This is a genomic window from Flexibacter flexilis DSM 6793 (genome assembly GCF_900112255.1).
Taxonomy (GTDB): domain Bacteria; phylum Bacteroidota; class Bacteroidia; order Cytophagales; family Flexibacteraceae; genus Flexibacter; species Flexibacter flexilis.
The window spans coordinates 213395-236009 of the sequence record NZ_FOLE01000003.1; the positions used below are offsets into that span (position 1 = coordinate 213395).

Genomic DNA, 22615 nt, shown 5'->3' on the forward strand with positions numbered 1-22615 from the left:
AAAATTAGGCCAAAAGCCCAATGGTTTTGTTTTTTTCGGACAAAATAGATGATTTCTGTAAAATAGTGCTGACGAATGTGCGGCAAGTTCGCCGCAGGACTGTATTTTTACAGCCAATTTACTAATAAATATTTATCTGATGCCGCATTTATTTCATCGTTTTGTAAGCTATTGGCAATATCGCACGAAGGCAGGCAACGCGCACCATATTCATTCACCTTTTGTGTTCGAACTTTATACAAAACTAATTGATTTACAGAAAGATTATTATGTTTTTGATGAAATAGAAGACCTCCGCGCCGAGCTAATCTTGTCTGATGAAAAAATAGAAGTTACAGACTTTGGCGCAGGCCACAACCGCACCCGAACGCGTGGCGTTAGCTTCATCACCAAAACGTCGGCTAAGTCGGCGGCTACTGGCCAACTGCTTTTCAAATTAGTAAATAAATTCCAACCTAATACAATGCTTGAACTCGGTACTTCACTGGGGATCAGTACATTGTATCAGGCTACGGCACGCCGAAACGCTACGTTTTATACGTTGGAAGGTTGCCCAAATACGGCACAATGGGCGGCCAAACATCTCAAACGTTTTGGCTTAAACAACGTACAACAAATAGTGGGGAATATAGACGAAACGTTGCCGTCTGTGCTGGCGAAAGTGGAGTGTCTAGATTATGTGCTGTTTGATGCCAACCACCGCCACGAGCCGACTATGCGATATTTTGAACTTTGCTTTGACAAAGCCCATGAAGATAGCCTTTTTGTGTTTGATGATATTCATTGGTCTGCCGATATGCAACGCGCATGGCAGCAGATTTGCGCTGACCCGCGTGTTACTGTTAGCATAGATTTGTATGATGTGGGTTTGGTATTCTTTAGAAAAAAACAACCCAAACAGCATTTTGTATTGCAGTTTGGGTCATAATTTATTGTGGTAACTCTTTTAATCGTTGGTCAATTATTTTGCTAAAAATAGTTGCACCATATTTATTTAGGTGGTCTCCATCTTGAAAACATTTATCTTCCATTTTTAAATTACTGTAATCTAAAAATACTTCTTGTGAATCTATTTTTGAAATGGTATGCTCAAAATATTCACGATTGAATTTAGGAATTTTATTGCTATATCTATAGTTAAGTGGAGTACTTACTAGTACAATTTTAATGCTATTAGCATTGCATAGCCGTATTATTTTTTCTAAATATTCAGCTTGGTTACCTGAAATTTGGTTAGGGTATTTTTCATAATGTCTTTCGATGGAAATATGAATGACTTTGTCGTACAATCTGCTTTCAGATACGGGCTCGTATTTTCCAATAAAAGGGTACTGATTATAATTATTATACTTCTTTACTGTGGCCAATAAAAGTTGCTTGGTTATACTGGGTAATGTATTTAGCGCAGTAACAGGATTTTTTTTGAGCAACCAATACGCAGATTCCCAATTTAGTATAGGAAAATATTTGATGTAAATTTCACCAGCTGTTTCCGAATCAATCAATTGCTTGTCCCAATTTTGTCCGAAATTATGAAAAGAACTACCAATAATTATTTCACGTATTTGTTTAGGATTGTTGGTAATAATATTAGATAAAATATTATAAGTGAAGATATAGTTTTGAGAATGTTGCGCTATATTTAAGCTATTGCTAATGAGGCTATCGTTGATACCTGTCATTATATGTGAGTCCCCACAAATAACAGTATCTATATTTTTGGGTAGCTGAATGCTATTTATTTTTTGATGATACAAATATATAGTTCCTATAACTGTAATTGCAATAGGGATTAGAAAAGCAATAAATGTTTTTAAATATAATTTCATAAGAATTAAAACTGAAAGTATATAAACTCTTGTTTGCTATCTCTTGCAAAAAAGATAATAATTAAAATGAGGTAGTAAAATGCCCAACGTAAAGACTTATGCCATTTAATTCCTAATTTTTGGATAGCATAATTATTTTCTCTTCCAAGCCATTCTATTGTAAAGAAAAATATTATGTATAGGATGAGTCTGTTTCCACTATGATTAGTAATAATTCCCTTTAATGTATTTGATTCTGTTATATTAACAAACATTTTTTCTATAAAATGTATTGCTTTTGGTAGTGATTCAGCCCTAAAAAATATCCAAGCAAAAGTAGATAAACCAAATGTAATGACGACGGAAATAAGCTCTCTGAAAGACGGAATAATGCGACCTTGTGCTACAATATCTAAATTATTTCGATTGGTTTTGAATAAAATAGAAGGCATAATAAATAAAGCATTAAGGAAGCCCCAAACAATAAATGTCCAGTTTGCACCATGCCAAAAACCACTTACCAAAAATATAATAAATGTATTACGAACCCTGTACCAAGTACCGCCTTTGCTACCTCCAAGCGGAATATATAAGTAATCTTTGAACCAAGAGGAAAGTGAAATGTGCCAGCGTCTCCAAAACTCGGCAATATCCCGCGAAAAATAAGGAAATGAAAAATTGCGCAATAGCTCAAATCCGAATAATCTTGCGGTGCCTAATGCCATATCAGAATAGCCAGAAAAATCTCCATAAATCTGAAAACTAAATAAAATAGCACCAAATATTAAAGTAATACCTGTGTATTTTTCGTCTGCATAAATTATATTGACTAATTCGGCACATTGGTCTGCAATTACTACTTTTTTGAATAAGCCCCAAAGTATTTGACGCATACCATCTTTTGCCTTTTCAAAATCAAAGACTCTTGGCTTTTTTATTTGTGGTAAAAGGTGTGTCGCTCGTTCAATAGGCCCTGCTACCAATAGCGGAAAAAAGCTTACAAATAGTGCATAATCAACGAAATCTTTTTCAGGTTTTATCCTATCATAATAAATATCAATTACATAAGAAAGACCATGAAATGTATAAAAAGAAATACCAACAGGAAGAATTATGTCTAATAATGTAGGGTGTATTTTAAATCCTAATAAAGACGTAAAACTTGCAAATGATAATGCAAAAAAGTTATAGTATTTAAAAATTCCTAAAAAGCCAAGATTTACAATGATGCTAAGCCAAAACCAAATTTTTTTTTGAGAAATTTTCCCTGATTCGACCATTTTTAGACCTGTAAAATAATCTAAAAAGGTAGAAAACATTAACAAAAATAAAAAACGCCAATCCCAGCAGCTATAAAAAAAGTAACTTGCTACCAATATTAATATATTTTGTGTTTTTAGGTTTTTATTTGCCATAAACCAGTACAAAATAAAAACTATTGGTAGAAATAATGCGTAGCTAACCGTATTAAAAAGCATTTAATATTGAATTAAAATAAAAAAAATGATTTTATTGGTTTATTGAAAAAATAGCACAATAAATCCGTAAAGACTTAATGTGCTATTTCTATAGAATAAAAGAATGTGTATTACGCGCCGTAACCTTTCATCATTCCGCGCTCTGAGTTGCGGAAAAAGTTAAGAATAAGGTCTCGTTCGTCGGACGCGGCAAATTCCATTTCGATTTTGTCCATGGCAGTCGTGTTGTTCACGCCGCTCAAGTACAAAATGCGGTAAATTTCTTGCACTTGCGAAATTTGTTCGCTGGTAAAACCTCTGCGACGCAAGCCAATGGAGTTAATTCCCGCATAGCTCAACGGTTCGCGAGCGGCTTTTACGAATGGCGGAACGTCTTTGCGAACCAATGAGCCACCCGAAATCATGGAGTGTGCGCCAATCTTAACGAACTGATGCACAGCACTTGAGCCGCCGATTACAACCCAGTCGTCCACTTCTACGTGGCCAGCCAACTGTACTGTATTGGCAATGATGCAATTATCTCCGATTATACAATCGTGTGCCACGTGCACGTAAGCCATAAGCAAACAGTTAGCACCGACTACGGTTTTGTATTTGTCTTTTGTACCGCGACTGATGGTTACACACTCGCGAACTACAGTGTTGTCGCCCACTACGGCAATGGTATCTTCGCCTTCAAACTTAAGGTCTTGAGGCACAGAAGAAATCACCGCACCAGGGAATACTTTTACGTTTTTACCGATACGCGCACCTTCCATAATGACGGCGTGCGAACCAATCCAACTTCCTTCGCCAATCTCTACGTTTTTATGAATAACGGCGAAGGGTTCTACTACCACGCTGGGAGCTAATTTGGCTTCAGGGTGAATATATGCTAAGGGTTGTATCATGATTTTCTAACAATGCTTGCCGACATAACCGCCTCACATACAAGGTTTCCAGCTACAAAAGCCTGACCGTGCATTTTAGCGATGCCGCGTTTGATAGGAGCTAAAAGTTCACACTTAAAAATAATGGTATCACCTGGCACAACCATTTTCTTGAAACGGCAATTTTCGATGGCCAAAAAGTATGTCCAGTAGTTTTCGGGGTCTGGCACAGTGCCCAACACCAAAATACCGCCTGTTTGCGCCATAGCTTCTATTTGCAAAACGCCTGGCATAACGGGGTTGTTCGGAAAGTGACCTTGAAAGAATGGTTCATTAAACGTAACATTCTTTACACTTGCTACCGTTGTCTCGTCTAAGTGAATGATTTTATCAATCAACTGGAACGGGTAGGCGTGCGGCAAACGTTGGTAAATTTGTTGCGCTGTAAGTACTGGCGTTTCGCGTGGGTCGTAAGTAGGGATGGCTTTACGACTTTGCTCTTTCATTATTTTTTTAATCTTTTTGGCTAAACCAATGTTGGCCGCATGGCCAGGGCGTGCTGCCAAGATTTGAGCTTTCAGCGGGCGACCCACCAAAGCCAAATCACCGACCAAATCAAGCAATTTGTGGCGTGCTGGCTCATTTTTATAACGCAATTCTACGTTATTGAGTGTTCCTTCCGACTTTACTTCGATTTTTGGTTGTTTGAACAAATCGGCCAAATACGCCAATTCGTCATCTTTTACGATTCTGTCCACAATCACAATGGCGTTGTTGAGTGCGCCACCCTGAATGAGGTTTTGTTTGTAAAGATATTCCAGCTCATGCAAAAAGCAGAATGTGCGGCACGAAGCAATTTCGGGAACAAATTGGCCAATATTAGTGATAGAAGCGTGTTGGCTACCCAATACTGGCGAGTTGTAATCTACCATTACCGTGAGGCGATAATCGTCCAGAGGCAAAGCCGCAATTTCTACGTTGCGTTCTTCATCTTTGAAGAAAATTCCTTCGGGTACTTCAAAATAGTCGCGTAGAGCGTTTTGCTCTTCTACGCCAACCGATTGTAAGGCATTTACAAACTCAATGGAACTTCCGTCCATGATGGGCGGCTCTGGGCCGTCGAGTTGAATCAGAACATTGTCAATTTCCAGCCCCACCAAAGCGGCTAAGGTATGTTCTACGGTGTTTACGCGTGCACCATTTTTTTCGATGGTTGTGCCACGCGATAAGTCCACCACATAATCCACATCTGCTTCTACAGTGGGCTGGTCGGGCAAATCAACGCGCTGAAACACAATGCCATGATTGGGTGGCGCAGGTAAAAATGTCATATTGGCAACCACACCCGTATGTAGGCCGACTCCCGAAACGGTTACAGGAGCTGTAATGGTATGCTGTTTAGTAGTCATTCTGAGAAGATGTGTAATGATGAATTGGCGTTCTTATTTGGTTATTATTTGTCGTGTGTGCAAAATATTAACTTTGCGACAAATTTATCACTTTTTCCTCAAGTTTAGCGACGCGCTCTTGGAGTTCAGGTAATTTTCTGAAAATAACCCCAGACTTTAAGTTCGCTTTGTAGTCGAAGGCTGGCGAGCCTTGAATGGCCATATTTTCTTTTTCGGGAGATTTGGAAACGCCCGATTGTGCGCCAATTTTCGTGCCCTTGATCAGGTTGATGTGTCCCACGATGCCGACTTGTCCCGCAATGACGCAGTTTTCGCCGATGACCGCCGAACCCGAAATGCCTGTCTGAGCAGCAATAACAGTGTTACTGCCAATCTCTACGTTATGGGCTATCTGAATGAGATTATCGAGCTTTACGCCTTTGCGGATAATAGTAGAACCCATTGTAGCACAATCAATTACGGTATTTGCGCCAATGTCCACGTTATCTTCGATAATAACATTGCCTACTTGCGGAATCGCTTTGTAAGAGCCGTCGGGCTGCGGTGCAAAACCAAAACCATCTGAGCCAATGACTACGCCCGAATGAAGGGTGCAATGTTGGCCGATAACGCAATCCGCGTAAATTTTTACGCCAGCGTATAAGATGGTATTGTCGCCTACCGTGCAGTTGTCGCCGATGCTTACGTGTGCGTGAATCTTTACATTGTTACCAATTTTAACATTGTTGCCGATGTAAGAAAAAGCCGCACGATACACGCCTTCTCCCACTTGTGAGCCTTTGCCTAAGTAAGCGGGTTCTTCCACGCCGACTTTGGCCATGAGGCGCATACGTTGGTATTGTTCGAGCAATACCGTGAAACTCGTGTAAGGGTCTTCTACTAAAATAAGACTTGCTGTAACGGGTTCTTTTGGTGTAAAATCTTTGGCCACAATCACGGCAGAGGCGTTTGTGGAGTATAGATATTGTTCGTATTTGAGGTTCGACAAAAACGCAATACTGCCTTTTTCGGCTTCTTGTATTTTAGCTAAAGTATTGACTTTCTGTGATGAATCACCTTGAACTGTTCCGCCCAACAGGGCAGCGACTTCGCCTATCGAAAATTCCATGTAGAAAATAGTGTTCTTATATCAATCTCGCAAAGATATGTTTTTGGGGCTGCATACATAATATTTTTTTACAATTTTACGCATGGCCTCAATGTTGGGCAGGTCGGTGGCTTGCGCCAAATCCGCAATTTTGCCGTTTTTCATCAATATCTTAATGTTTCGGTCGCCACCCATATACGCCGCATTCGTAATGTAACCTTGCGGCATGAGGTACTGCAAATCTTCTTCCCCGATTTGGTAGGCTTGGCAAATGTCTGCGCTGATGCGTTGCAAATATTTTTCCGAAAAAGGTTCGTTAGAAATATTGATTCTGAAAACTTTACGGTCTAAAATGCTACTGGCCAACAGCGACAAAATCGCGTCGGGGTGCGCCGTCCAATCTTTGATACAAGCCCAAACGTCCGTATCGTCCAGTGCCAAATAAACCTCCAAATATTTCTTTTCTTTCATGAAAATATCAAGGCTAATGTCTTGACTTAGAAAAAGTTGCATGTTGTCAGACGGCGCGACAAGTTCGCCACGTTGTGCCAGCCATCGCGCCCGACTAATCAAGCGAATCAGCATTTGTTCGGCCACAACGGTTGTTTTGTGGAAATACACTTGCCAGTACATGAGCCGCCGCGCCCCAATAAAATGTTCGATGCTGTAAATGCCTTTTTCTTCTATCACCAAATGCCCGTCATGGATTTCGAGCATTCGTAGGATTTGACTTGCGCCTACATTGCCTTCGGTTACACCCGTAAAAAAGCTGTCGCGGCACAGGTAGTCGAGCCTGTCCACATCAAACTGACCCGAAACCAACTCATGAAAAAAGCGGCGCGGATACGTGTCTTTGAAAATTTCGATGGCCAACCCCAAATTCCCGCCCAGTTCGGCGTAGAGTTTTTCCATAATCAGCAACGAAACTTTTTCGTGGGCGATATTGTGCAAAAGGCTGTGTTCGAGGGCGTGCGAAAACGGACTATGTCCCACGTCGTGCAGCAAAATGGCCAAGTGCGCGGCTTCCCATTCGTCGTCGGAAATGGTGTGGCCTTTTTCGCGCAGCGTTTGTAAGGCAATTCCCATCAGGTGCATTGCGCCAATGGCATGATGAAAACGCGTGTGCATAGCACCCAAATACACATATTCGGTCAGGCCGAGTTGCCGAATGCGGCGTAGTCGCTGGAAATAGCGATGCTCCATCACATCAAAAATAAAGTCTGTGGGAATGGTGATGAAGCCATGCACAGGGTCGTTGATAATCTTCTTTTTATTTTGAGCCACCGTAAAAATCGTTTAGAAATTGATAGAAAATCGCTGCGCAAAAGGCCGATTTGTTATTTCGCTCAAAATTTAGATTTTTTGTACATCTAATCAACTGCCAGCCGCCCGAAAAATATTTTTGTAAGAAAGTTTTCGTCTTGGTTGGAATGGTACACAAGGGAGATGTCACGCCTACGGCGTTTATTTTTCCAAACAATAACCTGCTACAAAGATGCCAAGCCAAAAGGCTTTGTATGGTGCTCAGAATAAATCCGTTAGGATTGGAATATTGGTAGCGAATGATAATTTAAGCAGTGGCGAACGCCGTAGGCGTGGTATCTTGGGCTGAAATAAGGAATAGTTTTATAATAAAATTGAAATAGATTGACTGTTCATTTTTAAGCGTATTCGCCACACCAAAGTAAAAATGAAAGCATTTCAGAAAGATTTTGCGCATGTACAAGTTTCGGAATTATTGGCAAAGCGAAATTAAATTGCTACTTTTAATTCTACCACCAACCAACCCTATTTTGCTATGTTACAGACACTTTGGACGGATTTTCTCACGCTCGTTTTTCCAGAATCTTGTATGGCTTGCGGCGAACCTTTGGGCAAACAAGAACATTTAGTTTGTTTGTCGTGCCAGTTGGCCATGCCCCAAACCCAATTTCATTTGCAGCCCAACGAAAACCCGCTGGCCAAACGTTTTTGGGGGAAAGTGCCTTTGCAACACGCTTTTGCGTATTATCGCTTTAGCAAACACAGCCGTATCCAACGCCTTTTGCATCAACTCAAATACCGCAATCAACCCGAAATAGGGGAATTGTTGGGCTTTTGGTATGGGCAGCAGTTGGCGCGAGACGGTTTTGCGGGGCAGTTTGATATGATTGTTCCTGTGCCTTTGCACCCCGCTAAGCAACGCAAACGCGGCTACAATCAAGCCGATTATATTGCGCAAGGAATGTCGCGGGGGTTAAATGTTCCTGCTTTGCCGACGGCTCTCACGCGCCTTGTCAATACCCAAACCCAAACGCGCAAGCATCGTTTTGAACGTTACGAAAACGTAAAAGGCGTGTTTGCCACACACAATGCCAATTTGCTGCGCGGCCAACGTATTTTGATTGTGGACGATGTAATTACGACTGGTTCAACGCTGGAAACCTGCGCGGCTTTAGTGCTGGATTGCGGTTGCCAAAGTGTTAGTGTAGCTTCCTTGGCGACGGGTTGATTTTGTCGTAATATTAGTCTATCTGTATTTTATGAAGTGGCATAGAACTTAATGACTGTATGTTGTGTTTGGCTTTTTTGTGAGTGAATCGTTTATTAAAATCAATCTTCTTTCAAGTAATACCAGCAAGCAATAAACATCTATGACGCTTTCAGACCTTAGTTTGCGCCGACCCGTACTGGCAATCGTGATGAGTATCATTATCGTATTGTTTGGTGCGCTCGGCTTTAATTTTTTGGGCGTGCGCGAATATCCAGCCATTGACCCGCCCACTATCACCGTGCGAACCGTTTACACAGGCGCAAACCCCGATATTGTGGAGTCGCAGATTACTGAGCCTTTGGAAAAGGCCATCAACGGGATTCAGGGGATTAAATCTATTTCGTCCACCAGTGCCTTGTCGCAAAGTACGATTACCGTCGAATTTGAGTTGGGTAGCGATTTGGAACAAGCCGCCAACGACGTGCGCGATAAAGTTTCGCAGGCTACGCGCAATTTGCCGCAAGACATTGATGCGCCGCCTGTTGTGTCCAAAGCCGATGCCAACAGCGACCCGATTGTATTTATGCCTTTGCAAAGCACTACGCGCAATGCCGTAGAGTTGAGCGATTATGCTGAAAATGTATTGGTAGAAAAGTTGCAAACGATAAAAGGCGTAAGTCAGGTGCAAGTCTTTGGTTTGCGCCGCCCTGCCATGCGTTTGTGGATTAATCCTTCCAAACTTGCGGCCTATCAACTTACCGTACAAGATGTGCGTACGGCCTTAGACCGCGAAAATGTGGAACTTCCGAGCGGTAAAGTACGCGGCGATGCCACCGAGCTGACCGTAAAAACATTTGGTCGCTTGAATACGGAAGATGATTTTAATAATATGATTATCAAGGAAGTGAGCAATCAAACAATACGTTTCCGTGATATTGGTGAGGCGGTTTTGGGACCAGAAATCGAAGAAACTTCAATTCGTCGTAACGATATGGCAGCCGTTTCACTGGCCGTGATTCCGCAACCTGGTGCAAACTACATAGAGATTGCCGACGAGTTTTATAAGCGTTACGACCAAATCAAAAAAGATTTGCCGCCCGATATGATTATCGACATTGGTATCGACAAATCTAAATTTGTGCGCCGCTCTATTACTGAAGTAGGTGAAACCATTTTGATAGCGTTTTTGCTGGTAGTAATCATTGTGTATCTGTTCTTTAGAGATTGGCTTATTGCGATTCGTCCGCTCATAGACATTCCTGTTTCGTTGGTAGGTGCGTTTTTTGTCATGTATATTTTTGGTTTTTCTATCAATATCTTGACGCTGTTGGCTATCGTGTTGGCTACGGGCTTGGTGGTGGATGATGGCATTGTGGTAACCGAAAATATTTTTAAGAAAATAGAACAAGGCGAAGATAAATGGACAGCAGCCAAAGAAGGCACGAACGAAATTTTCTTTGCGGTAATTTCGACCTCTATCACGTTGGCGGTGGTGTTTATTCCTGTTATCTTTTTGCAAGGTTTTACGGGGCGTTTGTTCCGCGAATTTGGGATTGTGGTGGCCGCTGCCGTATTAATTTCGGCTTTTGTGTCGCTTACGCTTACGCCAGTGCTCAACGTAAAACTTTCCCGCAACGACCATGAACGCAGCCGTTTTTATCATTTTTCTGAACCGTTTTTTGTGGGCTTGGACAATGGTTATAAAAGTTGGCTCACGGGGTTCATGCGTGTAAAATGGGTGGCTTTGGTAATGTTGGCTATTTGTATGGGTTTGATCGTGGGATTGAATAAATATTTGCCGTCCGAACTGGCACCGCTCGAAGACCGAAGCCTTATCCGCACGCCTGTTACAGCACCCGAAGGAACAGACTTTGATTATACGGAAGGTGTCGTGAGTAAGGCTTCGCGCATGGTCATGGATTCTGTACCCGAAATGCGCATGGTGTTTGGTGGAACTGCACCCGCGTTTGGTGGGGTAGGGGTAACGAACAGTGGCTTTGTGAACGTGATTCTTTCTGATCCAGACGAACGCAAACGTTCACAACAAGAAATTTACCAACAACTCAACCGAATGTTCAAACGCATTCCAGAGGCGCGTATGTTCCCGAACCAAGAACAGACTATTTCTACTTCTTTGGCGGCTGGTATGCAATTGCCCGTACAGTTTGTTATTCAAACGCTGGATTTTAATAAACTACAAACCACTGTTCCGAAATTTTTGGAAGAAGCCCGGAAAAGCCCTGTATTTCAGAATGTTGATGTGAATTTAAAATTCAATAAACCTGAATTGCGCATCAATATTGATCGCCTGAAAGCGGCAGAGTTGGGCGTTTCGGTGCGCGATATTGCCACGATATTGCAATCGGCATTGAGTGGTGGCCGTTTCGGTTATTTCTTGATGAAAGGAAAACAATATCAAGTAATTGGGCAAGTGGAGCGCGACCAACGTGATGAGCCGTTGGATTTGGCTTCATTTTATGTGCGCAGCAACAAAGGCGAACTTATTCAGTTGGATAATTTGGTGAGTATGGAAGAAATGAGTAGCCCACCGCAATTGTACCATTTTAATCGCTACAAATCGGCTACGATTTCCGCTTCGTTGGCGCAAGGCAAGACTATCGGTGAAGGTATTGAAGTAATGCGCGGCATTGCGGCCAAACAATTGGACGAGAGTTTTGTTACGGAACTTTCGGGGCCTTCGCGCGACTTTGCGGAAAGTGCCTCGAATACGTCTTTTGCTTTGGTATTGGCCTTGTTGCTGATTTACTTGATCTTAGCCGCGCAATTCGAGAGTTTCCGCGACCCATTTATCATTATGCTTACCGTGCCGTTGGCATTGGCGGGAGCTTTGTTATCGTTATGGAGCTTTGGCCTGACGCTCAACATTTTCTCTCAAATCGGGATGATTATGTTGGTGGGTTTGGTAACCAAAAACGGAATTTTGATTGTGGAGTTTGCCAACCAAAAACGCGAGGAAGGTTTGAGTAAAACAGAAGCGGCGATAGAGGCTGCGCAGGCGCGTTTGCGTCCTATTTTGATGACCTCATTGGCGACGGTTTTGGGAGCTTTACCGATTGCGTTGGCACTGGGTGCTGGGGCGCAAAGTCGCGTACCATTGGGCGTGGTGATTGTGGGTGGCCTGATGTTTTCGTTGGTGCTAACGCTGTTTGTTATTCCTGCGATGTATGTATTTTTGGCAGGAAATAAACAAAAAGTTTCTGTGTAAATTGATTCTGAATATATTGGATTTATAGCTCACTCTTTTTAGAAGAGTGAGCTATATTTTTTGTGAGAAGCAATAACATTAGCAATGTTACCTAAAAATCACATTATTTTTTGTAATAAATTATGCAAAAAATAACGGAAAATTACATTGCACTATTTTTATGTTTTTCTGCTAAAGTGATAATTATTCTTTTTTTTAAACCGCTGTAATTCAGTAGTTTATTATTGTTGTGATTGCATTTATACTATAAGGATGCAAAATAATTACGACAATAGGTATTTAATTTTGAATATTTTTTATTTGAATTTAAGAAATCGTATCTTAAATTTGTAACCCAAACATATTCCGATTATTTGGAATTTGTTTTAGATTTTTGATAATCTATCAAAATTGTTAGCAAAACTCAGTAAGAGTATAATTTTAAAGGTGTATTTCAAATGAAACAATTTTTCCTGTTTGGTAAGGCTTGTTTGTTATTGATTGGGCTGATGTGTTTTTCGTCAAAGGCGTTTGCACAGGCAATTAATTATGAGCTTTCATTACAACAACAAGTGCTTAGTGGTTCTCTTGTCGTTGATATTAAAGTGAAAAAAACTGGGGGAGCTGATGCCGCCTTGGGTAATGTAGATTTAGTATTGAATGTAAACCCTGATTTGCTGAATGCGCTTGCTGCTACAAAAGATGCGGCTGGAGATGGTTTGTGGGATAATGGTAATAGTGCCGCCAACTACAACGATATGACTATTGAAAAAGGAGATGGTTTTGTTAAACTAAAGATAAGAAGACGTGTGCCTGGTGCGGGTGGTGTTAATATTCCATCGAACTTAGCACAAGTTGGTCGTATTAAATTTCCTATTATAGATTGTAATAGCAATGGCCGAGCGGTGTGGTCTCAAGATGAGGTGGTGCTTGCTCGCTGGGATTCGACGGAGATAAAAGACAATAGTAATGCTGGTGTTGCCACTTTTATAAACCCAGAACTTATGCCGTTGCGTGCGGTGGGTTTACCTACAACATTTACTACTTCCGCTACTACTATTTGTAATACGGCAGCACTTTCGATGACAGCCCCTTCAGGTTTTTCTTCGTATAGCTTTTATAAAAAGACAGGAACAGCAGATCCCAAATTGCTAAAAACACAATCTTCAAATACGTTTACATATACGCCAACTATTGCATCTTCCTCCACTTATTGGTTAGATGGCGATACAGTATATAGTGTTTACAGTAATGGATATTGTTTGTACACCACGGATAAAGTTGTACTTACTGTCCATTCTAAATTATCAATGCCTCCAGTTCCTACGTCGTCTGTTTCTTTGGCTACTGGTTTTTGTGGGGCTTCGCCAATTCCTAATACAACTTTTACAATTCCTGCACAAGCTACTGCAACTTCGTATGTTTGGTCTGTTAATCCAGCTCAAGGAGGCTCTATTGTTTCTAACGGTTCAAACAGTGTAGAGATAGATTGGAATGAGTCTTATACAGGAAAAGTGTATATTACGGTATATGCTGTTAATATATGTGGAGATGGGGTTTCGTCTTCGCCAGCTGTAGCTCGTATTAGTGCAACAGCTCCCAACAAACCAAATGCACCATCTAATACAAACTTCACATCTACTGATGTTATTTGTATTAATAATACACTTAACAATGTGTATCGCACCGATACTGTGGCCAATGTTGCGTCTTACTCATGGCGTGTAATTCCCACAGATGCTGTCAATTCACAACCTGTGGGTACTATTTCTGGGGCATTTGCTCAAAGCGTCATTTCTTGGAATCGAAAATATCAAGGTACTACTGCTACTATTTTTGTAAAAGCTAATAATGGTTGTGGAAGTAGTGTTGAAGATTCTATAAAAATACAATTGCAACCACTTCCTCCAAAAGCAAATAAACCGCAAGGAGACTCTGTTATTTTTTGCCAAAAGAGAGTGGCTTATACTACAACTTATACAGTTGATCCAATACCAGGCATTGCAGCAACAAATGGTTATCGTTGGTATGTATTAAACGATGCTACGGGTGCTATTTTGACTGGTGCTACTGCTCCTGCCACTTCAACACCTTCTGTTACGATTACTTGGCCGTCTAATTTTTCTGGCAAAGCCAGAGTTGTGGTAGGTGGTTTTTCCGCCGCCTGTCAGCTGACTACGGCAACTAATCCTTATTCTTTTGCTGCTGCTGCTGCAGGACGTTCTATGGGAGATACAGGTGTTTTGGTTGTTACTGTGAAGCCTTTGCCCGCCAAGCCTGCCAATATTAAAGGCATTCGTGGTTTTTGTAATACAGTACCAATTGCAAGTACTACTTATAGCGTAGGTAAGGTATTGGGTGCAACTTCTTATCAGTGGTCAATTAGTTCAAGTTTGTCTGCTCAGGGAGCAGTTATAACGGGAACAGATACGTCAGCTATCCTAACTTTTGGTCCTACCACTAATGGTGGTTTGTACACTGTAAGAGTGAGAGGGTTTAATGATTGTGGCGTTGGTCCATGGTCTCCTGCATTTAACATACAAGTAAATGATGCTCCGCCTGGCCCAGCAACACCACTATTAGGTAATAAGATTGTTTGTGCTGCAACTCCTTCTACATTGTATGCTACGGGATCTGCTGATGCGGCAAGTTATGTATGGACTATCATTCCAACAGAAGCAGGTACATTTATTCCTAAAAATGATACTTCTGCTATTGATGAAGATTCTGTGATGGTACAATGGAGTCCTACTTATGTTGGAGGAGTAAGAGTTACAGCAACTCCTATCAATGGTTGTGGTTCTGCTACCGTTGCCACGGATACTATTACAGTAGCCCCTCTTCCTGTGGTGGTAGCGGGCTCTAACGTAGTTATTCCTCTTGGTTCTCAGTATTCTTTGGGTGGTAGCCCTACTGCAACTTCTGGTACACCTCCTTATACCTATGTATGGTCTGCTGTGGCTGGTTCTCTTGCCAATGTTACCCAGTTAAGTTCTATCAATGATGCCAATCCTGTTTTTACCCCAACAGTTGCTGGGACTTATCGATTTGCTATTGATGTTACGGATTTCAATAATTGTAAAGCTGTTCGTTCGATTATTACGCTTACTGTAAGAGCTAGTTATCTCTGTAATTTGAATGTGTTGTTGGAGGGTGCTTACTCTTCTTCAATTGGCAAAATGCATGATAGTCTTTTTGTAGCAAGTACGGCAGGCGGTATTCTTAAAGATTTTGAAAAATACGGAAATGCAGCTCCTGCTGGTTTCTCCGAAATGAGTTCAGGATATTCTTTGCCAATCCAAACTGGAAATAATGTTGTTGATGTGATTACAGTTCAGTTGTATCGAGATTCAATATCAGGCGCAGCTCTTGTAGAAAATGCATATGCTTGGTTGTTGCAAGATGGTACGATTAGAGATTTTGAAACAGGAACGAAACCTTATGTTTACTTCTATAGGGCTACTACCCTAAAAGCTGCTGGATACTTTGTGAAAGTTCTTCATAGAAATCACTTACCAATATTTAGTGCAGACTCTGTTAAGTTAGTGGCTAGTCCGAGTGAGTTGGGTGCTACTTTGCAGACTGGTTTCTTGAATATGACTCAGCCCAATTTAATATTTAAAGCAAACCCTAACGCTAGTTTGGGGGCTAAGTTACTGAACGGAAAAGCAGCAATGATTGCAGCAGATGTTTATAAAGGAACTATCAATGAGGTAAATACAGCTGATTACGATATGGTTAGTCGTGCTGTATTTTTAGCCCCAGCATCTCCAATATATACAAGTGAAGATGTGAATATGAATGGCAAAGTAGATGTAGCTGACGTATTTTTTGCTAACAGGCAAAATGCGAGAGTTTATTATTCTACGATTCCATAGATATCTATCACTTAATAAGTTATAATGTTTAACATAAGATTAAAAAAAGAGATGAAGTTTTTTCATAAAAATATTCTTGCCACTCTTCTTATATGTATGGTATCTATTGGTCATGCTTACGCACAAAGACTTGATCTGCGTATAGACCAAAGTATTGATGCTAACTCAGATACACTCTTTGTTAGTGTTTTGTTGAAGAAGTCGCAAAGTAATGCAGATGTCAGATTAGGAGCTTCAGATTTCCTCATTAATTTGAATACCAATGCGTTGGATACGGCCAATATGGTGATTAAAGAAAATGGCTTATGGTCTTCTGCTAATAATCCCTTTTATGCGAATCCTGTAGTTTCTGCAGGTGTTGGCAGCTTCATTAACTTAAGGGTTTTGAGAAATTATTCTTCAGTGGATACTTTAGGTTCTTTGGTTTCTGGTTCGTATAAGTTAGTAGCTAAGATTGCTATCCCGATTAAGCCTGGACATTGCCAAGATACAAGTAATGTTTCGTGGAGAGGTTATGCGAGTGCTACTAAGGCGCAGGGCGTGCTCAGAAGAGATAATGGCACAATATGGTTGTCATCAAACATATCTCAATTAGTTTCTTCTCTTGTATTTCCGCTTCATTATGAGTTGGGAGAGCCTGTTATATCAGCAGAAGCCAAGCCTAATGGTATTTTGTATCGTTGGAGTCCTGTAGAAAATGCAGTAGGCTATGGTTTTGCGCTAAATGGAACATCTAACTGGATTGATACGATTAGTGCTACTCGCAATTATTTATTTATTCCTCTCGCTTTTGGAGACTCTACTAGTTTTGCATTAAGAGCTCTTGGTGGTTGCGATACCGCTTATTCTGATACGCTTGGTAAAAAAACAATTCCTTGTACAACGATTACAAGTAATGTAGTTGCTTCTGCATCTTCTATTTGTGCAGGTATCCCCCTGACCGTTACTGCTAATCATACTTATGCAAACGGCTTGGTTTCTTTTGATGGTGGGTTAACCTTTGTAACGAAGAAAGACTCTGTATTTTCTCTAATAAAATCAGATACGACTATTAATGTGATGGTTAAAGATAGTTTTGGTTGTAGCTCAGCAATTATTCCTATCACTGTTACACTCAAAACGTCAGTAGTGCCAACGGCAGAAATCGCGGCTATCAATACTAATTCTTGTACCAACCAGTCTATTATTTTGAATGGTACTGCTACAGGAGGAACCGAACAGAATCCGTTAACAATTTTATGGACTACCACTGGTTTGGGTGTAATTTCTAATGCTAATACATTAAATGCAACTTATACGCCAAGTCCGTTAGATGCTGGAAATATTGAATTTAAACTTTCGGCAAGTAATGAATGTAAAAACACTGAAGTTACGACATCAACTACGATGACCTTCTCGCCTGATGCTGGAGTTGTTTATTATGTTCAAAGTAGTGATGGTAGCAAATATTTTTCTCCAGCCAAATCATTTGTAACAGAGCCAGTTTATTTTGAAATACAGAATGCAAGTAGTGCAGCCAAGTATAGATGGTCTTTTGGTACTGGAAATGTTGCTGATACGTCAGTCAATGCGAATACTTCCTTTGCGTTTACTGCTGCGGGGACATATCAAGTAAAAGTGAAAGTATCAAACATTGATGGTTCTGTGCCCGCTTGTCCTGATTCTACGATTATTACGATTGTAGTAGAAAAATCAAACTCGCTATATGTTCCTAACGTATTTTCGCCGTATGCAACTAATGCAGCAGACCGTACGCTTCGTGTGTTTGGTTATATCGCGGCAGACGGATTTGAAATGGTTGTTTACAATCGTTGGGGAGCTGAGGTTTTCAAAACATCTGATGTAACAGAAGCTAAAAAAGGCTGGAATGGCGGAAAAGATAACGGAAGTGAGTTACCACAAGGTACTTATACTTACTCCATCAAAGGGAAATTCTTAGATGGTACGTCATTTGATAAAGTTGGTACTGTGGCACTTATCCGATAAGCTCAATTTCTGTATTTTCCAAAATAAGTTGAAAATGAAAAACATTAACAAATATATCATAATGGTTTTGGGGTTGAGCTTTTTAGCTAGCTATGCTTATGCTCAAGATGCCCAGTTTTCTCAATATTACGCCTCTTCCTTGTACCTTAATCCTGCAATGGTTGGCATAGAACATGACCTTACTTTCAGTACAGCCTATCGTTCGCAATGGCGTGGTGCTGCAAAGCCATACACGACCAACCAAGTGTCTGCCATTATTCCATTGCTTGCAGGTGTATCCAAAAGACACCCTGTGGGTGGAATTGGTGTGTCTGTATTCAATGACCAAAGTGGTGATGCTGCACTAAGAACTACGGGTGCAAACCTTAGCTTTGCTTATACTAAAAGTCTGAGGAGCGATTTGAGTCGTTTCTCTATTGCGGGTCAAGTGGGCGTTATCCAAAAAAATATTGATTTTACAAATGCTGAATGGGGTTCGTATTATAATGATTTGGGCTACACTAACCCTACAAGTTTCACAGGTACAGGTATCAGCAACAGTAAACTAATGCCTGACGTATCGTTGGGTGCTATGTGGAGTTTCAACCCTACACATAACTATTTCCGTTCAGGCTTAAGTGGTTATTTGGGCGTGGCAGCTATGCACGTGAATCAACCAAATGAATCGTTGGTGGAAGGTTATCAGAGTGCCATGCCAATGGCTTTTAAAGCACATGGTGGCTTGGAGTTTCACATGTCTCCAAAACTTAACGTAGGCCCAAGTTTTTTGTTTGTCTCACAAGGGAAAGCCTCACAAGTAAATGCAGGAGCTTATTTGAACTATCGAATTGTTGAAAATCCCTTTAGTCCGTTGGCTAACAGCGACTTGATTTTTGGTACTTGGTACAGATTGCAGGACGCCTTTATTTTTGCCACAGGTATTACCAACAATAACTTTACCTTAGGCGTGAGCTACGACATGAATGCTTCATCGCTCAGAACCAATACCAACGCACGCGGAGCTTATGAAATAACACTTGCTATCCGCAATGCACGCGAGAAAAAACGTAAACGTTTCGATACACCTCGTATATAGGTTCTGAACACTTACAAAATACGGAAGCCGCTCATATCGTTTTGGATAGAGCGGCTTTTTTTATTATCTTTTCAAACCCAAATACACCAAGAAAATTAAACCTCACCTTTTATTGTTAGTTTTTACTTAAAATGAAAATGCCATGAACAATTCCAATGTCTCTTGGTTGGGAAAAAACACCCCGTACATTATTGCTGGCCCTTGCAGTGCCGAAACAGAAGAACAGGTACTACAAACTGCCCACGAATTAGCAAAAGACCCGCGTATTACCGCGTTTCGAGCTGGTATTTGGAAACCCCGAACGCGCCCGAATAATTTTGAAGGACATGGCACAATGGCTTTACCTTGGTTGCAACGCGTAAAAGCCGAGACAGGCTTGCCTGTTTGTACGGAAGTGGCCAATGCCGCGCACGTAGAAGACTGTCTCAAACATGGTGTTGATATACTTTGGATTGGTGCAAGAACGACCGTAAATCCGTTTTCGGTACAAGAAATTGCTGATGCACTGCGCGGTACGGATATTCCCGTGATGGTCAAAAACCCCGTAACGCCAGATTTACAACTTTGGTTGGGAGCAATTGAGCGTTTGCACAATGTGGGTCTGACGAAAATTGCGGCGATTCATCGCGGTTTTAGTTCTTTGGAAAAAACAGCGTATCGCAATGCGCCTTTGTGGTCGTTGGCCATTGATTTTAGAGTTCAGATGCCCGAAATTCCGATGATTTGCGACCCAAGCCACATTGCAGGCAAAGCCAATTTACTTTCGGAAGTTTCGCAAATGGCTTTAGACCTTGATATGGCTGGCTTGATGATAGAAACGCACCCCAACCCGCCTGCGGCGTGGAGCGATGCGGCGCAGCAAGTTACGCCACACGTGTTGCTTACGGAGCTATTGGCTGGCCTGACGGTGAAACAGTCAAATTCTGATGACATTGATTTTGTGATAAAAATGGAACAGTTGCGCCAACGCATTGACCATATAGACAAATCTTTGTTGCAGCTTTTGGCCGACCGCATGGAAGTTGCCCGCGAAATCGGGGTGAGCAAGCACGACCACCGCGTTACGCTTTTGCAATTGCGCCGTTGGGCTGATTTGCTTGACAAGCGTCTGGAGCAAGCCAAAGCCCTGCAATTGTCTGACAAATTGATTGAACAATTGTACAATCTTATTCACCAAGAAGCGATTCTTACGCAAAAAGATGCGGCTTTGTCGCAAAAAGATAAAGCGAAGTCTTTATAAGTCAAATAAATGGGGTTTGTCGAGAGGCAAATCCCTTTTTGTTTGGTTTTTGGTACAAAGATTTGTTTGGCGCGTTTAGAAACCTTAAATTTGCACCCCGAAATCAAGCTCATTGAAATATTGTTTCTTTATTTAATAAAATAATGCTCAACCGACGACTGCTACGAATAAAGGCGATGCAAGCCTTGTACGCTTTCAAACAGGCCGAAAAATCGGGTTACGATGTAGCCCGCGACCTCATTGGCGAATCTTTTGAACAATTGGCACTGGTAGAAGGCCGTGACATCATTCTTCCCGAAAAGCAAACCGCTATTGGCGTGGCTCTTTTCGACGAAGCTTTTAAAAGTGGTCGTATGCCTGCCGACATCGAACACCCAGAGGCGCGCCGCGAAGCTGCCGCAGCTTTTGAGTATTATCTGAAACAATTACAAAAAGATCGCGACTTTGTTGGCCGCAACATGGTCTTAGAAGCTGAAAAAATCTACAAACATTACGTTTCTGTGTTGGCACTTACCTTGGCGTTGGCCGAGCAAGTGCAAATGGAAGAAGATGAAAAAACGCAAATGCACATCAAACCTGCGCCGCTGCCAGGTTATATGCTCAAATTGCATACAAACACGATTTTGCAGACGTTGCGCGACTTCAAACCTTACGAAGATGAGCGTATCCGCCAAGACGTAACTTGGGAAGATACCGAAAACGCCGCTTTTGTACGCAAGCTTTACCGCGACAGCCTCAAAAACGACGAACGTTATCAAGAATATATAGCTGCCAAGCAAGTAAGTCCCGAAGAAGAGGAGAAAATTTTAAGACATATTGCCAAAAATATTATCCTCAAAAACGAATTGACCAAAGTATTTTTTGAGGAAGACGATATTACTTGGAACGAAGACCGCGACGTTATTTTTAGTATGGTTTCCAAAACGTTCAAATCTGCTGCTGCTGGCCAGCCCGAAATGGCTGCACTTTCGCCCGACTGGGTCGAAGACCGCCAGTTTTTCAGAGATTTGTATTCGCTCACACTCAGCCACGAGAAAGAGCACGAGCCACTTATCGCTACAAAACTTCAAAACTGGGACATGAGCCGCGTGGCCACTACCGACAGCATTATGTTGCACATGGCCTTGACCGAAATGCTTTATTTCCCAAGTATTCCCGTAAAAGCCACCATCAACGAATATTTGGAGTTGGCCAAAGTTTACAGCACGCCACAGAGCAAGCAGTTTATTAACGGGGTGCTCGATGCGCTTTCGGCGGAACTTACAACTGCTGGCCGAATTAAGAAAAGCGGTAGAGGTCTTATTGATAATCAATAGTTTATATAAAGCGATAAAGTTTGCGACAACCCGCAATTTTATCGCTTTTGCTTATAATTTTTTTGCCCTATTTTGCCCCAAGTTATGTTTATACTTACTGAAACAAATTCGATTGCTTCGCGTTTTGTAACGGAATTGCGCGACGTTACTGTTCAGACAGACTCTATGCGTTTCCGCCGCAATATGGAGCGTATCGGCGAGGTTTTGGCCTACGAAATTTCAAAAACATTGGATTTTTCGGCAGAAACCATCCAAACGCCACTTGCACCGATTGCCGTGCAACAACCCGAAAAACCCGTATTAGCAACGGTTTTGCGTGCAGGTTTGCCGCTTTATCAAGGTTTTCTGAATTATTTTGATGGGGCAGAAAGTGCCTTTATTGGCGCGTATCGTGCTGCACACAAAGACGACCATTCTTTTGAGGTGGCCATGGAATATTTGGCTGCGCCATCGTTAGAAGGAAAAACATTGATAATTATTGACCCAATGCTTGCCACTGGCAAATCTTTGGTACTTTCGTATAAATCATTGCTCAACGCGGGCACGCCGAAAGCCGTACACATTGCCGCAGCCATTGGCAGCAGGGCAGGAGTGGACTATTTGTTGGCCAATATTCCGAATGCAAAACTTTGGATTGGTGCGGTAGATGAGTCGCTCAACGACCATTTTTATATTGTACCAGGTTTGGGCGACGCTGGCGATTTGGCTTACGGTTCAAAACTTTAGTTTTTAACTTTTTTTGGAGAAAATGGGTATTTACGTTTGGCTATTTTTTGCGTTAATGGCTGTAA

The 22615-nt window shown here is 41.5% G+C and carries 15 protein-coding genes; 9 read left to right on the top strand and 6 right to left on the bottom strand.

Translation table 11 applies throughout. The features are described from left to right. Window positions 1-139 precede the first annotated feature (139 nt). Window positions 140-928, top strand: coding sequence for an O-methyltransferase (locus BM090_RS07290; protein WP_091510032.1), 789 nt, complete (start codon window positions 140-142; stop codon window positions 926-928). Between the two features lies 1 nt (window position 929). Here BM090_RS07290 and BM090_RS07295 read toward each other — a convergent pair whose 3' ends face one another. From BM090_RS07295 to BM090_RS07320, 6 genes are all read right to left on the bottom strand, one after another. Beyond that, window positions 930-1829 carry a hypothetical protein gene (locus BM090_RS07295; RefSeq protein ID WP_143083910.1) on the bottom strand — a complete coding sequence of 300 codons (900 nt, stop codon included), beginning with the start codon at window positions 1827-1829 and terminating at the stop codon, window positions 930-932. Window positions 1830-1834: 5 nt separating this feature from the next. Next, window positions 1835-3223, bottom strand: a complete 1389-nt coding sequence (locus BM090_RS07300) for an MBOAT family O-acyltransferase (RefSeq protein WP_317040733.1) — start codon at window positions 3221-3223, stop codon at window positions 1835-1837. A gap of 173 nt (window positions 3224-3396) precedes the next feature. Further along, on the bottom strand, window positions 3397-4176 hold the full coding sequence (lpxA, locus tag BM090_RS07305; RefSeq protein ID WP_091510041.1) for an acyl-ACP--UDP-N-acetylglucosamine O-acyltransferase: 780 nt from the start codon (window positions 4174-4176) through the stop codon (window positions 3397-3399). Continuing rightward, window positions 4173-5564 (bottom strand): bifunctional UDP-3-O-[3-hydroxymyristoyl] N-acetylglucosamine deacetylase/3-hydroxyacyl-ACP dehydratase, encoded by a 1392-nt coding sequence (locus BM090_RS07310; protein WP_091510044.1) that lies wholly within the window; start codon window positions 5562-5564, stop codon window positions 4173-4175. Before BM090_RS07310 ends, lpxA begins: the two co-directional genes overlap by 4 nt. A gap of 67 nt (window positions 5565-5631) precedes the next feature. Then, window positions 5632-6672 (bottom strand): UDP-3-O-(3-hydroxymyristoyl)glucosamine N-acyltransferase, encoded by a 1041-nt coding sequence (lpxD, locus tag BM090_RS07315; protein ID WP_091510047.1) that lies wholly within the window; start codon window positions 6670-6672, stop codon window positions 5632-5634. 21 nt (window positions 6673-6693) lie between these two features. Beyond that, window positions 6694-7935 carry an HD domain-containing protein gene (locus BM090_RS07320; protein WP_091510051.1) on the bottom strand — a complete coding sequence of 414 codons (1242 nt, stop codon included), beginning with the start codon at window positions 7933-7935 and terminating at the stop codon, window positions 6694-6696. A 514-nt stretch (window positions 7936-8449) separates the two neighbouring features. On the opposite strand from BM090_RS07320, the gene BM090_RS07330 reads away from it, so the two are divergent. From BM090_RS07330 to upp, 8 genes are all read left to right on the top strand, one after another. Beyond that, on the top strand, window positions 8450-9142 hold the full coding sequence (locus BM090_RS07330) for a ComF family protein (protein ID WP_091510057.1): 693 nt from the start codon (window positions 8450-8452) through the stop codon (window positions 9140-9142). A gap of 142 nt (window positions 9143-9284) precedes the next feature. Beyond that, the gene (locus BM090_RS07335) at window positions 9285-12350 is read left to right on the top strand and encodes an efflux RND transporter permease subunit (protein ID WP_091510061.1); all 3066 of its coding nucleotides are present in this window, start codon (window positions 9285-9287) and stop codon (window positions 12348-12350) included. Window positions 12351-12787: 437 nt separating this feature from the next. Next, complete coding sequence (locus BM090_RS07340; RefSeq protein ID WP_091510063.1) at window positions 12788-16207, top strand: hypothetical protein; 3420 nt, start codon at window positions 12788-12790, stop codon at window positions 16205-16207. 384 nt (window positions 16208-16591) lie between these two features. Further along, a complete protein-coding gene (locus tag BM090_RS07345; protein WP_177199861.1) occupies window positions 16592-18193 on the top strand; it encodes a T9SS type B sorting domain-containing protein in 1602 nt (533 codons plus the stop codon). A 34-nt stretch (window positions 18194-18227) separates the two neighbouring features. Next, the gene (locus tag BM090_RS07350) at window positions 18228-19268 is read left to right on the top strand and encodes a PorP/SprF family type IX secretion system membrane protein (RefSeq protein WP_177199862.1); all 1041 of its coding nucleotides are present in this window, start codon (window positions 18228-18230) and stop codon (window positions 19266-19268) included. Between the two features lie 142 nt (window positions 19269-19410). Continuing rightward, complete coding sequence (locus tag BM090_RS07355) at window positions 19411-20508, top strand: chorismate mutase (protein ID WP_091510073.1); 1098 nt, start codon at window positions 19411-19413, stop codon at window positions 20506-20508. 143 nt (window positions 20509-20651) lie between these two features. Then, window positions 20652-21824, top strand: coding sequence for a transcription antitermination factor NusB (nusB, locus tag BM090_RS07360; protein ID WP_091510076.1), 1173 nt, complete (start codon window positions 20652-20654; stop codon window positions 21822-21824). Between the two features lie 84 nt (window positions 21825-21908). After that, on the top strand, window positions 21909-22550 hold the full coding sequence (upp, locus tag BM090_RS07365) for a uracil phosphoribosyltransferase (RefSeq protein WP_091510080.1): 642 nt from the start codon (window positions 21909-21911) through the stop codon (window positions 22548-22550). The last annotated feature ends 65 nt before the right edge of the window (window positions 22551-22615 follow it).